This window comes from Brevundimonas sp. D3-1P (genome assembly GCF_055809335.1).
On sequence record NZ_CM147908.1, the window covers coordinates 2029729 to 2044306 of the forward strand.

Consider the following 14578-nt stretch of genomic DNA (forward strand, 5'->3'; position numbering starts at 1 on the left):
GGGCGCCGCCACGCAAAAGGGCCGGACGTCGCCGCCCGGCCCCCTTCGTCGTCTGGAAAGGCTAGGCCTCAGAAGGCCATCCGCGCCACCAGCTGGAACACCGGGCCGGCGTTCTCGGATTCGATCTCGAACTCGTCGTAGTCACGGTCGATCTGGTCGGCGATGGTGTTGAACTTGTCGAACACCTCGTCCTTGGAAGAATCGAGCAGGTTCGAACCGGTGAAGCGGATCACCACGTTCGAGGCGACCTGCTTCTCGATGAAGATTTCCAGGTCGCCGCCGTACGAGGTGACGACTTCTTCGCCGACGATCCGGCTCTTGGCGTCGCCCTGTTTGCGATAGGTGGCGCCGAAGGCCGCGCCCCAGGTCGGGATGTCCTGGGTGAAGCCGACGTTGAAGACATAGTCCGACTGCGAGTTGAAGCGGCGCTCGCCCAGGAAGTCGTCGACCGAACTGTCCAGCCACGAGTAGTTCACGAAGACGCCCGTGTGCTCCATGCCGATGAAGTCCAGCGGCGTGGACAGGTCGAACTCGACGCCCCAGACCTGGCCGTCGCCGACGTTCTCGGCCGTCAGGACGTAGGACACCAGTTCCTCGGCCGCTTCGTCCGGCGTCGCGCCGTCGTCGATGGCGTCGTCATAATCGTCCTGGGCCTGCTCGGAGAAGGCGCCCGTGTTCGTAATTTCGATCAAGTCCTTGATGTCGCGATAGAAGGCGTTGACGCCGATCACGCCGCGACGGCCCAGACGACGCTCGAAGCCGAGGTCCGCGCCCCATGCCGTTTCCGGCTCTAGGTCGGGATTGCCGATGAAGTCGTTGTCGCCGTATTCGCCTTCCAGCAGGGCCGGCGACAGGAAGTCGAAGTTCGGGCGGCGCACGGTGCGGGCCACCGAGGCGGTGATCCGGTCGCTGTCCGACAGCTTGAAGCGCACGCTCGCGGACGGCAGCAGGATGCCATAGTCCTTGTCGTTGGTGCGGTCGGCGGCGGCGACGGTCTCGTCCGTGATCGAGAAGTCGGTCGTCTCGTAACGCAGGCCGGCCTCCCACTTCGCCGGGCCGTTTTCGCCCGACAGCATGATGTAGGGGTCGATCCGGGTTTCTTCGATAGAGTTGATGCCGCCGTCGACGGCTTCGAAGTCACCGTACTCGCTGTCGAGCAGGGCGCGGAAGACCGGCTCGTCCTCGGCTTCGGCCTCGGCCGAGAAGACCGTGCTGTCGCGGTTCTTCTTCGAATACTGGACGCCGAACTCCAGCTCCAGCTCGCCGCCCAGCTTGATCTTGTGCTCGATGGCGGCCTGAATTTCCTCGTCCGTGACGTTGGTGCGGGTGCGTTCGCCCTCGATCACCTCGTCGCCGACGTCCAGTTCCTCTTCCTGCTCGAACTGTTCGTCGTCGATGCTGGCGTAGCCCAGCTTGAAGGTCGTCTCGCCGCCCAGCATCTCGCGCTCGTAGCGGCTGTTGACCGCCCAGTTGTCGGTCAGGATGTCGAGCGGGTTCGCATTGACCTTGGCCACGTCGTTGACGTCGCCCTCGTCGTATTCGATCGAGCTTTCGTCCTGGACGCGGTCGGTGCGCACGAAGACGCCGCTCAGTTCCAGATTGCCGCCGGCGACCGGCATCTCATACGACAGGTTGGCCGAATAGTCGGTGCCGTCGCGGGTGTCGGTCTGGGCCTCGGTGTCGGTCAGTTCGCCGCCCGGCTCCGAATAGCGTTCCGAAAACTTCTGCTTGGGATTGCGGCGGTCCTGGATGTTGCCGCCGATCAGCAGGCGGCCCGGCCCGACCTGGCCGCCCCAGACGGCGCCGTAGGTGCCGCCCCACTGGCCGTATTCGCTGTCTTCCCAGTGCAGCGCGCCCAGGCGGATATAGCCGCCGTCCAGCGACAGGGCGTCACGCAGCACGATGTTGATGGCGCCGGCGACCGCATCGCCCGAGCGGTTGGCCGACGAAGAGCGAACGACTTCGACCCGCTCGATCAGTTCGGCGGGGATGCGGTCCACGAAGAACGAGCGGTCCAGGTTGGCGCCGGGAACCCGCTCGCCGTTGATCAGGATCTGCGTCTAGGCCGAGTCCAAACCGCGCATCCGCACGCCGTCCGATTCCAGCACGTCCGACAGGAAGGTGACCGAGGGCACGCGCTTCAGGGCGTCGCCGGCCGTCAGCGGCTCGAACCGCTGGAAATAGTCCAGGTCGTAGGACAGGGTCGGCACGACGTCGTCGGTGCGGTTGCGCATGGCCGGCTCGCCGGTGACGACGACTTCTTCCAGCGCCGTGACGGGCGTCTGGGCGGTCTGCTGCGGCGCGATCTCGTCGGCGGCGAATGCCGGAGCGGCGAAGGCGAGCGGGGCCAATGCGGCGCCCATGAGCAGTTTGATTTTCATCTCGATGATCCCCAGCGGCGGGCGACGTTTCACCTCTGCCGATGGGCGGCCCGATAGCGGGGACTGGCGACGCGAAAGCGACGTTTCGGCGACGGCGACTTCGCGGTTTCAGGACAGTTGCGCGACGATCCGTCCCGACACCGATCATGCGTCATCGAACCGCATTCAAACCGTCACCATAAGTCCGTTGACCTGTCGGCGGTCGGCCTTGATCTGGGCCCCGACGAAATCACGTGACGAAATCACATCCGGGAACCTGCCATGACTTCGCCGATCCGACGCGCCGCCCGTTTCACCGCCGCCGTTTCCGTCTTCGCCCTGCTCGCGGCCTGCGCCACGACGGAAGTGGATTATCAGGGTGAGGGCGAAGGCTTCGTCGGCCCCGGCGCGTCGGTCCAGGCCGTACTCGAAACCCCGTCGGTCGGCACGGCGGGCCAGGACGCCGCCGACGACCCCGCCGTCTGGGCCAGCGCTGCGCCGGTCACGGTGATGGGCAAACAAACCCCCGGCTTCGTCGCCGGCACGGACAAGAAGTCCGGCCTCTACATCTATGGCTTCGATGGCCAGATCCTGCAGTTCCTGCCCGAGGGCCTGCTGAACAACGTCGATGTGGTCGAGGGCCTGTCGGTCGGCGGCCGCCCGCAGGTGGTGCTGGGCGCCAGCGACCGCACGCCGGGCAAGACCGGCATCTCGCTCTACACCTTCGACCCGGCCGGCACCGGCGACAACGGCGTGCGCTACTGGGGCGCCGTCGCCACCGACGTGATCGAACCCTACGGCTTCTGCTTCGCGCGTCGCGGGGCCGAGGTCCACGCCATCCTGGTCGGCCATGAGGGCGAACTGCGCCAGTTCATCCTGAGCGTCGGCGCCGACGGCAAGCCCGCCGCCCGCGAGGTCCGCCGCGCCGAGATCGGAACCATCTCCGAAGGCTGCGCCGCCGACGAGGCCACCGATGCCCTCTATATCACCGAGGAGAATGTGGGCCTGTGGCGCTACGGCCTCAACCCGGCCTCGGGCGCGGCCCGCACCCTGGTCCAGCCCATCGCCAAGGACATTCTGGTCGCCGACGCGGAAGGGTTGACGACCATCACCGACGCCTCGGGCCGTTACCTTATCGCCTCCAGCCAGGGCGATTCCAACTTCCCCGTCTGGCGCATCGACGGCGCGGCGCCGGAATATAAAGGCCGGTTCAAGGTCGTGGACGGCGCGGTGGACCGCATCACCGGCACGGACGGCCTCGCCGCCGCCAGCGGCCCGGTCGGCCCCTTCCCCGACGGCCTCGTCGTCATCCAGGACGACGTCAACGACGGCGGCGCCCAGAACTTCAAATACATAGACTGGCGCGACATCCGCCGGGCGCTGGGGCTGTAGCCTTCCGTCAGCCTCGACCTACTGATCCTCGTCGAACTTCCTGGCGACCAGGTCGGTCAGGGCTTCCATCGCCTCTTCGGCGTCAGGCCCCTCGGCGGAGACGTCGATGCTGCAACCGATGCCGGCGCCCAGCATCAGCAGGCCCATGATCGAGCGGGCGTCCACCGTCACCCCGTCTCGGGTCACGTGGATCTCGCTTTCGAAGCTGGAGGCCAGTTTGACGAACTTGGCCGAGGCGCGGGCATGCAGGCCGCGCGCGTTGCAGATGTTCAGGGTGGCGTCGACGCTCATTTTTCGCCTGCGAGCACCCAGGACGCCACCGAGATGTATTTGCGCCCGGCGTCCTGGGCATGGGCCACGCACGCCTCCAGCGTCTCGCGCCCGCGCACGCTGGCCAGCTTGATCAGCATGGGAAGGTTCAGGCCGGCGATCACCTCGGCGTGGGTCTGCTCCATCACCGAAATGGCCAGGTTGGACGGCGTGCCGCCGAACATGTCGGTCAGCAGGATCACGCCGTCGCCGTCGTCCACGGCCGCCGCCGCATCGACGATGTCGCGTCGGCGGCGCTCCATGTCGTCGTCCGGCCCGATGCAGATGGCCGCCACGCCGCGCTGGGGGCCGACCACATGCTCCATGGCCGAAAGGAATTCTGACGCCAGCCCGCCGTGGGTGACGATGACCAGACCGATCATGAGGACTTCACTCGCATCCCGCCCCGAACCGTCCCGAACGTTCCCCCGTCCGGCGAGGAGGCCGGACGCCGCCCTTTCTTGGACCGCAAGGGGGGTGTCATAGACCCGTCTTCCAGGGTTTCAAAGCGTCTCCAACGCCGCTGCGACCACATCGACGGCCGAGGCCGGTCTGGGGTCCAGGGTCAGGAAGGGCAGTCGGACCCCGGCGAAGTCCCGCTGCTGCGGCTCCGGCAGGCGCTCCAACGGCCCCGGCGCACAGTCCAGCGCCAGCGCCACTCGAACCAGCGGCCGTGTCGCCGCAGACACGATCCCCAGCCCCCGGACCTCGATCCGGCCGGCGATGGCGGCGGGGGCGCGGGCGTAGAGCGCGCCCGCGGAGGGCCAGACTTGGGTGTAGTCGTCGCTGACCAGCCGCCAGCCGCGCCCCGTCAATCTCAACGCCAGGTCGCTCTTGCCCGCCCCCGACGCGCCCAGGATCATCACCCCGCGCCAGCCGCCGCCCCGGCGCACGGCGACCGTGGTGGCGTGGATCGGGGGGCGTGCCGGACTCCGGGGCGTCATGCCCAGCGGCCGACCGCCGGAAAGACGATCTCGAACCGGGCGCCGACGATCCGGCCCGCGTCCATCCGGTTCTCGGCATGGACGCGCCCGCCATGGGCCTCGACGATCTGGCGCACGATGGACAGGCCCAGGCCCGAGTTGGAGCCGAACTTCGCCCCCTGCGGCCGGGAGGTGTAGAAGCGTTCGAACACCGTCTCCAGGTTCTCGGGCGGGATGCCCGGCCCTTCGTCCTCGACCCGCACGCGCACCGGCAGGTCGTCGCCCGTCTCCTCCAGGCTGACCCTCACCGCCCCGCCCTCGGGGCTGAACGAGCGGGCGTTGTCGATCAGGTTGCGGAACACCTGGCCCAGCGGCCCGTCGCGCCCCATGACGCGCAGCGGCGTCTCAGGCGCCTTCAGGATCACCGGCACGTCGCCGGGCTTGGCCGTGGTGTCGTAGACGCCGACGATGTCGGTCAGCAGCCGGTTCAGCTCGACCGGGCGGGGCCGGTCGCGCGACAGTTCGGCGTCCAGGCGCGAGGCGTTGGAGATGTCGGTGATCAGCCGGTCCAGCCGCCGCACGTCCTGCTGCAACAGGGCCGTCAGCTTCTCGCGGTGGGCGTCGGTCTTGACCAGCGGCAGGGTCTCCAGCGCCGACCGGATCGAGGTCAGCGGATTCTTGATTTCGTGCGACACGTCGGCGGCGAACCGCTCGATGGCGTCCATGCGGGTGGACAGGGTGTCGGTCATGGATTCCAGCGACCGCGCCAAGTCGCCGATCTCGTCCTTGCGATCCTCCAGGTCGGGCAGGGAGATGGCGCGCGCGCGCTGCAGCTTGACCTGGTCCGCCGCCGCCGACAGCCGCATGATCGGCCGCGCCACGAAAAGATGCAGCAGCAGCGAGGCCAGCAGATTGACCCCCAGCGCCACCAGGGCGAACGGCACCAGGGCGCGGCGCTGGGCGCTCAGGATCTCGTCCACGTCGCCGGATTCGACCGTCAGAACCCCCAGCACCTGGCGCACGTGCCGCACGGGGATGGAGACGGACACGACCCGGTCCCCGGATTCGTTGCGGCGAAGCGTCGCCTGAGGCGCGCCCTCCAGCGCGGCGCCGACCTCGGCGGCCAGTTCGCTGTCGGCGCGGGCGATGCGCCGTTCGGACACCAGCCTGGCCGCCGCCCCGTCGTCGGTCGGCGATCCGGCCGCCTTGGCGGCGGGCAGCGGCCGGCCGCCGATAGCCTCCGTCACTTGGTAGCTGTCGACCAGCAGAAGGCCGTTGATGTCGTACAGGCGCACCCGCTGCCCCGCCGGAATGAAACGGTCGGTCAGCCACAGGGAGGCGCGGATAGGGTCCAGTTCGGGGGTAGGCTCGCCCCGCGTCACCCCCTCCTCTCGCAACACATTGGCCAGCAGTTCGGCCTGGACCGTCAGCGATTCCTGGCGCGCCCCGACCAGCCCCTTGCTCCATTCGTTCAGCAGCAGGGCGCCGCCGAACAGGATCAGCAGGCTGAGCAGATTGAGCGCCAGGATGAAGCCGCCCAGCCGCGATCCGCCGAAACGGAACAGCGGCCTACGCCCCTCCTCGGGCTCGCGCCCGCCGGGACGATCAGCTCTCGCGGTAGCGGTAGCCGACGCCATACAGGGTCTCGATCGCGTCGAACTCGTTGTCCACGGCGCGGAATTTCTTGCGCATCCGCTTGACGTGGCTGTCGATGGTGCGGTCGTCGACATAGACCTGGTCGTCGTAGGCGGCGTCCATCAGATTGTCGCGGCTCTTCACGAAGCCGGGCCGCTGGGCCAGGGCCTGCAGCAGCAGGAACTCCGTGACCGTCAGCTTGACCGGCTTGCCGTCCCAGGTGCTCTCGTGGCGCGCCGGGTCCATCGACAGCTTGCCGCGCTTGATGGCCCGGCCGGACACCTCGGCCGCAGCCTCGGGTTCGCCGCCGTCGGCCCCGGTGCGGCGCAGCAGCGCCTTGACCCGCTCGATCAGCAGCCGCTGGCTGAACGGCTTGTGGATATAGTCGTCGGCGCCCAGGTTGAAGCCCAGGATCTCGTCGATTTCCTCGTCCTTGGACGTCAGCATGATGACCGGGATCTGCGAGGTCTGGCGCAGGCGGCGCAGCACCTCCATCCCGTCCATGCGCGGCATCTTCACGTCCAGGATCGCCAGGTCGGGCGGCGTCGATTCCAGCGCGGCCAGGCCGGAGGCCCCGTCGTGATAGGCGGTGATCTTGTGGCCATGGCTTTCCAGCGCCAGCGACACGGACGCCACGATGTTCTCGTCGTCGTCGACCAGGGTGATGTTCGCCAAGGGTGTCTTCTCCTGAACTTTGCGGTCCCGCGAGCAGGAACGCGCTTCAAGCGTAACCGTTCGATCACGGTCACATTAGGGCTAAGGGGCCGCGACCAGAAGGCGATTCGCTGCGAAGCCTCCGCGCCCAGACGGCCGAAGATGGTGGGTTCCGCGCGGGATTTCAACGCGCGGGCGCTCGGGCTGCGGCGGCGCACGAAAACCTCGCCTTAAAGCCTTGGGGTCCAAGGGTGGCGCCATGGCCGGTCCGATCCACTACGAAGTCTATGTCCGCAGGACCGCCCCTTCGGCGTGGACCCTGCTGATCGCCACCGAGAACCGAAAACAGGCCGTCGAGGCGGCCGAGGACCAACTTCAGGATCGGCTGGCCGTCGCCGCGCGCGTGACCAAGGAGACGCTGGACCCCGAGACGATGGAGTTCGCCTCCATCACCATCCTGACCCTGGGCGCGCCCGAGGAAAAGAAGAAGAAGCCGGTCGACCCGACGCCGCGTCCAGCCTGCGCCGGGCCGGCCGAACTCTATTCCCCCCACGCCCGCGCCCTGATCGGCCGGGTGCTGGAGGACTGGCTGCGACGCGAGGGCGTCACCGCCTTCGAACTGCTGCACCGTCCCGACGTGGCCGAACGGTTGGAGGCGGCGGGGGTGGAGCTTCAGCACGCCATCCAGAAGGTCGCCGTCCCCGAAAGCCAGGCGACCGGCCAGGATGTCCACGCCGTGGTGCGCCACTACCAGAAGCTGACCGAACAGGCGATCGTGCGCCTGCGCAAGGCCGGACGCGATGGCCTGTTCCCGACGCTGGCCGACCGATCCATCGCCGATCTGGCGCATCGTCTGGCCGGGGCGTCGGACCGAGCCTTTCGGATGGGCGGGGTGGTCGCGGGCGCGCTTGCCGGCCGGCGCGACGCCCGCGCGCGGCTTTCGGCCCTGATGGACCTGATGGACGCCGCCCCGCAGGACGGCCCGCCGCGCGCCCTGATCGTGGTGGCGGTGGAGCAGATCGTCGCCGAGATGCTGGCGGTGCGCCAGAACCTGAACGAGGTCCTGGGCCCGGCCCTGGACCAGGGCGCCAATCTGGCGGCCATCGTGCGCATGGTCGCGCCGGACGAGATGGACGGCCTGCTGGCGATGGACCCGCGTCTGGAGCTGATGATGCCGTCGGTCGACGGCCCCGCCGCCCGGTTGGGCGTGCATCTGGCGGCCGGAGAGTTTCCGCTGCTGGCCGCCGCCCTGGCCCGGATGGTGACGCGCGAACTGACCAGCCCGCGCCGTCTTCGGCCGAACGACGCAGTGGGCGAGATCGACATCCTGCGGCTGCTGGCCATGGCCCTGACCGCCTCGGCCGGCCGCCTGCTGACGCTGGAAGAGGTGCAGTCCGCCTTCGTCGAACGCTCCAAGAGCCTGGTCACGGCCGATTTCGTCGCCGCCTATGTCGCCGGCTGCCAGACCGTGCTGGCCGAAGCCGAGCACCTGACCCGGCTGTGCGAGAACGTGACCGGCGGCGCCAACAAGCGCGCGGCCGCCCGCTGGCTGGGCGCCTGCATCGGCTCGTTGCGGTTCGAGACCGAGATGCGCCAGCCCGCGCCCGGCGGCCCGTCGCCGTCGCAGAAACTGGCCATACTGGCGCGGCTGCAGCGCGCGGTGCGCGCCGCCCATCTGGGCGAACACGATCAGACGCAGATTTCGGACGCCATCGGCGCGGTCGGCGCCCATCTGGAGGCCGACGCCGGCTTGGTCGCCCAGATCGCGCGCGCGCCCGCCTCCGCGCCGCAGAAGATCGCCGCCCTTCTGAAACTGGCTACGGGCGAGGCGGGACCGCTGGGTCCGTCGGCCGAGCGGGCCAGGACCGAGGCCGTCCGCCTGCTGCGCGCCCCCGATGTCCGCACGGCCCTGTCGGCCGCGCCCGAAAGCATGGCCGCCCTGCGCGGCCTGATGCAGGCGGCGGGTCTGGCGGCCTGAGAGCGACGGCGTTCACCGTCCCAGCCTGTCTCGACATCGTCATTCCGGGGCGTCCGCAGGACGAAGCCGAAAGCCAAGGGGCCTTCCGGCTTTCCGAAGTCCTTCGCTGCGCTCCGGCCCCGACCGACGAACAGAGGCGTCCGCCGATCAGCGCCGCCGCCTCAATCGAAGATGTCGAAGATGCTGTCGCGCTTCTTTTTCTTGTGGCGATAGTCGCCGTCGCGATAGCGGTCGTCCCGGTATCGATCGTCGCGATATCCGCGATCGTCGCGATAGGGCTGGCCCTGGCCCCAGGGCTGGGCCTGGGGCGGGGGCGCATAGGACTGCGGGGCGGGCGCGGCCTGGACCGGGGCGGCGGCCCGACCCTCGTCGACGGCGGCGGCCATCAGCTTTTCCAGCTCGCCGCGATCCAGCCAAACGCCGCGGCAGGTCGGGCACATGTCGAACTGCACGCCGCTGCGCTCCATGGTCTGCATGGCGGCGTCGTCGTTGGGGCACATCAACAGGGGCATTCGGGCATCCGATCCGGTTCCAGGAGTGATCGGGCGGTCGACGCGACAGGCCAGGAGGGGAGAAGCCCCGCCGCGCCGACCAACCCGTGCGGTCCGACATCACGTCGCGCGATCCGGCGAAAGCAAGGGGGAAACGCCAGGCCGCGGCGACGCCAGAGGGGCCCGTTCCGCCGCTTCAAGCTAGGCGCCGCCCCCCGTCGCCGCCATGCGTCGCGCGGCCGCAGGGGCGTTTCGTCGTCGCTCCATCCTATCGCCGCGGACGATGGCGCGCCTTTTCCGGGACTTGCGTCGGACCAGCGACCATTCGCCCGCCACGGCGTCAAACCCGCTTAGACTGGCGCCCCGGTCTTTGACATCGTCGCTCTGCCCAGACCGAGCCAGCCCCGATTCATACTATTCACACTATTCAGACGGTCTTTTTCAGCGACCCTTCGGCCGCGTCGCCGCGAAAAGCGCACCGATTGCACCCTGAAAAATCAACAGACCTGTCCGGCCGCCCAGCCCGATGACCAGGCCCATTGGAAATTATAGCCGCCCAGCCAGCCGGTCACGTCCACCGCCTCGCCGATGAAATACAGGCCCGGAACCGCCTTGGCCTGCATCGTCTGCTGGTCCAGCGCGGCCGTGTCCACCCCGCCCAGCGTCACCTCGGCGGTGCGATAGCCCTCGGACCCCACCGGCTTGACCGACCAGGCGTTGACCGCCCGGTCCAGCCGCCGCAGCACCTTGTCCGACAGGTCCGCCAGATTGCCCGACGCCCCCTCGCGCTGGCACAGGCTCTCGGCCAGACGGCGCGGCACGATGTGGCCCAGCGCGGTGTGCACGGCCTGGCGCCCGTTCGACGCCTTGGCGGCCTTCAGTTCCTCGAACACATCGCGTCCCGGCGCCATGCTGGCCACCACCGCCTCGCCCTCGCGCCAATAGGAGCTGATCTGAAGAATGGCCGGACCGCTCAGGCCCCGGTGTGTGAACAGCATCGCCTCGTTGAAACTGGCCTTGCGCGCCCTGGCCCCTTCGGGCGCCGAGGCGACCGTGGCGTCCACCGACACCCCCGCCAACGGCGCCAGGGTCTCCAAAAGACCCGCCTCGAACGTCAGGGGGACCAGGCCCGGCCGCGTCTCGGCGACGCGGATGTCGAACTGGCGCGCGACCTCATAGGCCCAGCCGGTCGCGCCCATTTTCGGGATCGATTTGCCGCCCGTCGCCACGACCAGCGACGCCGCAGCGACCTGCGTCCCGTCCGAAAGGCCGATGCTCCAGCCGTCCCCGCCACGCGCGATCCGCCCCACGCCGGTCTTCATGTTCAGGGAGACGCCCGCCGCCGTCATGTCGTCCGTCAGCATACGGACGATCTGCTTGGCGCTGTCGTCGCAGAACAGCTGGCCCAGCGTCTTCTCGTGCCAGGCGATGCCGGCCCGGTCTATTCGTTTGATGAAGTCGTGCTGGGTGTAGCGCCTCAGGGCCGAGGTCGCGAACCGGGGGTTCTCGCCCAGGAAGTTCGCCGGCCCGCAGCCCAGATTGGTGAAGTTGCAGCGCCCGCCGCCCGAGATGCGGATCTTCTCGCCGGGCCGCTCGGCGTGATCGACGACCAGCACCCGGCGTCCGCGCCGTCCGGCCTCGATGGCGGCCATCATGCCCGCCGCGCCGGCCCCCACCACCAAAACGTCGACGAGGACGTCCAAAGACGCCCTCCTCATTTGACGCCCCCTGCCAACAGAGGCTTAGGCGGGGGCTCAGTAACGGTAGTGATCCGCCTTGAACGGGCCTTCGACCGGCACATTGATATAGTCCGCCTGGTCCTTGGTCAGCTTCGTCAGCTTGGCGCCCAGCTTGGCTAAATGCAGGAAGGCGACCTTCTCGTCCAGGTGCTTGGGCAGGGTGTAGACCTTGTTCTCGTACTTGTCGGCGTTGGTCCACAGTTCGATCTGGGCCAGGGTCTGGTTGGTGAAGCTGGCCGACATCACGAAGCTGGGGTGGCCCGTGGCGTTGCCCAGGTTCACCAGACGGCCTTCCGACAGCAGGATGATCTTCTTGCCGTCCGGGAACTCGACGTGGTGGACCTGCGGCTTGATCTCGTCCCACTTGAAGTTCTTCAGGCCCGCGACCTGGATCTCGCTGTCGAAGTGGCCGATGTTGCAGACGATGGCGTTGTTCTTCATCCGGCGCATGTGCTCGACGGTGATGACGTCCTTGTTGCCGGTCGTCGTCACATAGATGTCGGCGCGCTCGGCGGCGTCGTCCAGCGTCTGGACCTCATAGCCTTCCATCGCGGCCTGAAGCGCGCAGATCGGGTCGATCTCGGTCACGATCACGCGGGCGCCGCCCTGGCGCAAGCTCGCGGCCGAACCCTTGCCCACGTCGCCATAGCCGCAGACCACGGCGACCTTGCCCGACAGCATGACGTCGGTGCCGCGACGGATGGCGTCGACCAGCGATTCGCGACAGCCGTACAGATTGTCGAACTTGGACTTGGTGACGCTGTCGTTGACGTTGATGGCGGGGAAGGGCAGCTCGCCCTTTTCGGCCATCTGGTACAGGCGGTGGACGCCCGTGGTCGTCTCTTCCGACACGCCGCCGATGGCGTCGCGGATGGCCGAATAGAAGCCGGGCTTCTCCTTCAGATACCGCTTCATCACGGCGAAGAGGGCCTCCTCCTCCTCGTTCTGCGGGTTGGAGATGACCGAAATGTCCTTCTCGGCCTTGGGGCCCAGCACGGTCAGCAAGGTGGCGTCGCCGCCGTCGTCCAGGATCAGGTTCGGATAGCCCCCGTCGGCCCATTCGAAGATCTTGTGGGCGTAGTCCCAGTATTCGACCAGCGTCTCGCCCTTGGTGGCGAAGACCGGGGTGCCCGAGGCGGCGATGGCGGCGGCGGCGTGATCCTGGGTCGAGAAGATGTTGCAGGACGCCCAGCGCACCTCGGCGCCCAGGGCTTCCAGCGTCTGGATCAGGACCGCCGTCTGGATGGTCATGTGCAGCGAACCGGCGATGCGGGCGCCCTTCAGCGGCTGGCTGGCGCCGAACTCGTCGCGCAGCGCCATCAGGCCCGGCATCTCGGTCTCGGCGATGGCGATTTCCTTGTCGCCCCAGGCGGCCAGGGAAATGTCGCGGACGATATAGTCGGTCATGGCTCGGGCTCCTGGCCTGTCGTGGGCCGAAACAGGGATTTGGCGCCTCATAGCCCGACAGCGGCGCGGGGGCAATGATCGTATAAAGATATCCTTATGCGATCCGCCACCAATGGAAGCGGTGCGTTAACGTCCGCAAAACCCCCATTGGTTAAGGGGATATCGCCGCGACAGGGGCGTCCGGCCAGATTTGGAGTTCAGGACCATGCCCGACGCCGCGATCCAGCAGCGGACCGACTTCGCCGGCCTGTCCCATCCCTCGCCCGACTATCTGGCCATGCAGGACATCCTGCGGGCCGCCGCGCCCGGCGCCCTGGACGCCTTCTACGACCGCATCCGCGCCACGCCCGAGACCCGGCGCTTCTTCCAGGACGAGACCCACATGGGCCGCGCCAAGTCCGCCCAGATCGGCCACTGGGACGCCATCATCGATGGCCGGACCGACGAGGACTACGGCCGCGCGGTCGCCGCCATCGGCCGCACCCACGCCCGTATCGGCCTGGAGCCGCGCTGGTATATCGGCGCCTATGGCGTCCTGCTAGGCGAACTGATCAAGGCGGTGGCGACGCGGCCGCGCAAGGCGTTCGCCGGCGCCGCCCACGACCGCCGGACGGGTCAGGCCCTGGCCGAACTGAGCCAGCGCGCCCTGCTGGACATGGACCTGGCCATCTCCATCTATCTGGAGACCCTGGAAGCCGAGCGCGATCAGGCCGCCGCCGCCAAGGCCGAGGCGGACGACCGCCAGGAACAGGTGGTCGCGGCCCTGGGCCAGGCGCTGAAGACCCTGGCCCAGGGCGATCTGGGCGTGTCGATCCAGGCGGACTTCCCCCCCGAATACGAGACGCTGAAAGCCGACTTCAACGCCGCCGCCGCCAGCCTGCGCCAGGCCTTCGGCGCCGTGGCCGACAGCGCCGAGGCGGTCAGGACCGGCTCGGGCGAACTGGCCATCGCCTCGGACGACCTGGCCGTGCGCACCGAACGTCAGGCGGCCGGGCTGGAACGCACCGCCGCCACCGCCGAGGAGATCGCCGCCGGGGTCGAACAGGCCGCCAAGGGCGCCCAGAACACCGCCCAGGCCGTCGTCTCGGTCCGCCGCGACGTCGAACATGGCGAGGCGGTGGTGGACGAGACCACCGAGGCCATGACCGCCATTCGCGACTCCTCCGTCGAGATCGCCCGCTTCACCTCCCTGATCGACGAGATCGCCTTCCAGACCAATCTCCTGGCCCTGAACGCGGGGGTCGAGGCGGCCCGCGCCGGCGACGCCGGCCGCGGCTTCGCCGTGGTCGCCGCCGAGGTTCGCGCCCTGGCCCAGCGGTCGGCCGAGGCGTCCGGCGAGATCCGCACCCTGATCGCCACCTCGGCCGCCCAGGTTGCGCGCGGCGTCGAACTGGTCGAACGGGCCGGCCAGGCCCTGCACAGCATCGGCGAGCGGGTCGCGGCGGTCGACGACTTGGCCGGCGGCATGGCCTCGGCCTCGCGCCATCAAGCCGACCGTCTGGCCGAGGTGCGCCGGGCGCTGGGCCAGTTGGACGAGATCACCCAGCAGAACGCCGCCATGACCGAACAAGCCACCGCCGCCAGCCGCCAGTTGGCCAACGAGGCCGAGGTCCTGGCCCGCCAGATCGCCGGCTTCCGCTTCGACGCCGACGCCTCCCTGGCCGAACAGGCCGCCCGCCATGCGGCGTGA

Annotated in this window: 13 protein-coding genes; 3 read left to right on the forward strand and 10 right to left on the reverse strand. The window is 68.7% G+C overall.

Annotated features, from left to right (window positions below; genetic code table 11):
* Nucleotides 1-68 precede the first annotated feature (68 nt).
* Both AC0L6G_RS10350 and AC0L6G_RS10355 read right to left on the reverse strand, forming a co-directional pair.
* Nucleotides 69-2054 carry a TonB-dependent receptor plug domain-containing protein gene (locus AC0L6G_RS10350; RefSeq protein WP_473253237.1) on the reverse strand — a complete coding sequence of 662 codons (1986 nt, stop codon included), beginning with the start codon at nt 2052-2054 and terminating at the stop codon, nt 69-71.
* Between the two features lie 6 nt (nt 2055-2060).
* Nucleotides 2061-2381 (reverse strand): hypothetical protein, encoded by a 321-nt coding sequence (locus AC0L6G_RS10355; protein WP_473252146.1) that lies wholly within the window; start codon nt 2379-2381, stop codon nt 2061-2063.
* A gap of 261 nt (nt 2382-2642) precedes the next feature.
* On the opposite strand from AC0L6G_RS10355, the gene AC0L6G_RS10360 reads away from it, so the two are divergent.
* Nucleotides 2643-3752, forward strand: a complete 1110-nt coding sequence (locus AC0L6G_RS10360) for a phytase (RefSeq protein ID WP_473252147.1) — start codon at nt 2643-2645, stop codon at nt 3750-3752.
* A gap of 18 nt (nt 3753-3770) precedes the next feature.
* On the opposite strand, the gene AC0L6G_RS10365 is transcribed toward AC0L6G_RS10360, so the two are convergent.
* From AC0L6G_RS10365 to AC0L6G_RS10385, 5 genes are all read right to left on the reverse strand, one after another.
* On the reverse strand, nt 3771-4043 hold the full coding sequence (locus AC0L6G_RS10365) for an HPr family phosphocarrier protein (RefSeq protein WP_293826769.1): 273 nt from the start codon (nt 4041-4043) through the stop codon (nt 3771-3773).
* Entirely contained in the window at nt 4040-4444 is a 405-nt protein-coding gene (locus AC0L6G_RS10370) for a PTS sugar transporter subunit IIA (RefSeq protein WP_087121127.1), read from the reverse strand. Before AC0L6G_RS10370 ends, AC0L6G_RS10365 begins: the two co-directional genes overlap by 4 nt.
* Before the next feature lie 120 nt (nt 4445-4564).
* A complete protein-coding gene (locus AC0L6G_RS10375) occupies nt 4565-5005 on the reverse strand; it encodes an HPr kinase/phosphorylase (RefSeq protein WP_473252148.1) in 441 nt (146 codons plus the stop codon).
* Entirely contained in the window at nt 5002-6621 is a 1620-nt protein-coding gene (locus AC0L6G_RS10380; protein ID WP_293826774.1) for an ATP-binding protein, read from the reverse strand. The genes AC0L6G_RS10375 and AC0L6G_RS10380 overlap by 4 nt, the downstream gene beginning before the upstream one ends.
* Complete coding sequence (locus AC0L6G_RS10385; RefSeq protein ID WP_293826776.1) at nt 6590-7294, reverse strand: response regulator transcription factor; 705 nt, start codon at nt 7292-7294, stop codon at nt 6590-6592. The genes AC0L6G_RS10380 and AC0L6G_RS10385 overlap by 32 nt, the downstream gene beginning before the upstream one ends.
* 238 nt (nt 7295-7532) lie before the next feature.
* Between AC0L6G_RS10385 and AC0L6G_RS10390 the strand changes: the two genes are divergently transcribed.
* Nucleotides 7533-9251, forward strand: a complete 1719-nt coding sequence (locus AC0L6G_RS10390) for a hypothetical protein (protein ID WP_473252149.1) — start codon at nt 7533-7535, stop codon at nt 9249-9251.
* A gap of 161 nt (nt 9252-9412) precedes the next feature.
* Here AC0L6G_RS10390 and AC0L6G_RS10395 read toward each other — a convergent pair whose 3' ends face one another.
* The 3 genes from AC0L6G_RS10395 to ahcY all read right to left on the reverse strand — a co-directional run bounded on the left by AC0L6G_RS10395 (nt 9413) and on the right by ahcY (nt 12888).
* Entirely contained in the window at nt 9413-9763 is a 351-nt protein-coding gene (locus AC0L6G_RS10395) for a TFIIB-type zinc ribbon-containing protein (protein WP_291538829.1), read from the reverse strand.
* Nucleotides 9764-10239: 476 nt separating this feature from the next.
* Nucleotides 10240-11445 carry a BaiN/RdsA family NAD(P)/FAD-dependent oxidoreductase gene (locus AC0L6G_RS10400; protein ID WP_473252150.1) on the reverse strand — a complete coding sequence of 402 codons (1206 nt, stop codon included), beginning with the start codon at nt 11443-11445 and terminating at the stop codon, nt 10240-10242.
* A 51-nt stretch (nt 11446-11496) separates the two neighbouring features.
* Entirely contained in the window at nt 11497-12888 is a 1392-nt protein-coding gene (gene ahcY, locus AC0L6G_RS10405; protein ID WP_473252151.1) for an adenosylhomocysteinase, read from the reverse strand.
* Between the two features lie 205 nt (nt 12889-13093).
* On the opposite strand from ahcY, the gene AC0L6G_RS10410 reads away from it, so the two are divergent.
* Entirely contained in the window at nt 13094-14578 is a 1485-nt protein-coding gene (locus AC0L6G_RS10410) for a methyl-accepting chemotaxis protein (RefSeq protein ID WP_473252152.1), read from the forward strand.

What these genes read in the sequence shown, in the direction of transcription:
- AC0L6G_RS10355 (WP_473252146.1), bottom strand. Translation starts at nt 2,381, where the DNA reads ATGAAAATCAAACTGCTCATGGGCGCCGCATTGGCCCCGCTCGCCTTC.
- AC0L6G_RS10360 (WP_473252147.1), top strand. Translation starts at nt 2,643, where the DNA reads ATGACTTCGCCGATCCGACGCGCCGCCCGTTTCACCGCCGCCGTTTCC.
- AC0L6G_RS10365 (WP_293826769.1), bottom strand. Translation starts at nt 4,043, where the DNA reads ATGAGCGTCGACGCCACCCTGAACATCTGCAACGCGCGCGGCCTGCAT.
- AC0L6G_RS10370 (WP_087121127.1), bottom strand. Translation starts at nt 4,444, where the DNA reads ATGATCGGTCTGGTCATCGTCACCCACGGCGGGCTGGCGTCAGAATTC.
- AC0L6G_RS10375 (WP_473252148.1), bottom strand. Translation starts at nt 5,005, where the DNA reads ATGACGCCCCGGAGTCCGGCACGCCCCCCGATCCACGCCACCACGGTC.
- AC0L6G_RS10380 (WP_293826774.1), bottom strand. Translation starts at nt 6,621, where the DNA reads ATGGCGTCGGCTACCGCTACCGCGAGAGCTGATCGTCCCGGCGGGCGC.
- AC0L6G_RS10390 (WP_473252149.1), top strand. Translation starts at nt 7,533, where the DNA reads ATGGCCGGTCCGATCCACTACGAAGTCTATGTCCGCAGGACCGCCCCT.
- AC0L6G_RS10395 (WP_291538829.1), bottom strand. Translation starts at nt 9,763, where the DNA reads ATGCCCCTGTTGATGTGCCCCAACGACGACGCCGCCATGCAGACCATG.
- ahcY (WP_473252151.1), bottom strand. Translation starts at nt 12,888, where the DNA reads ATGACCGACTATATCGTCCGCGACATTTCCCTGGCCGCCTGGGGCGAC.
- AC0L6G_RS10410 (WP_473252152.1), top strand. Translation starts at nt 13,094, where the DNA reads ATGCCCGACGCCGCGATCCAGCAGCGGACCGACTTCGCCGGCCTGTCC.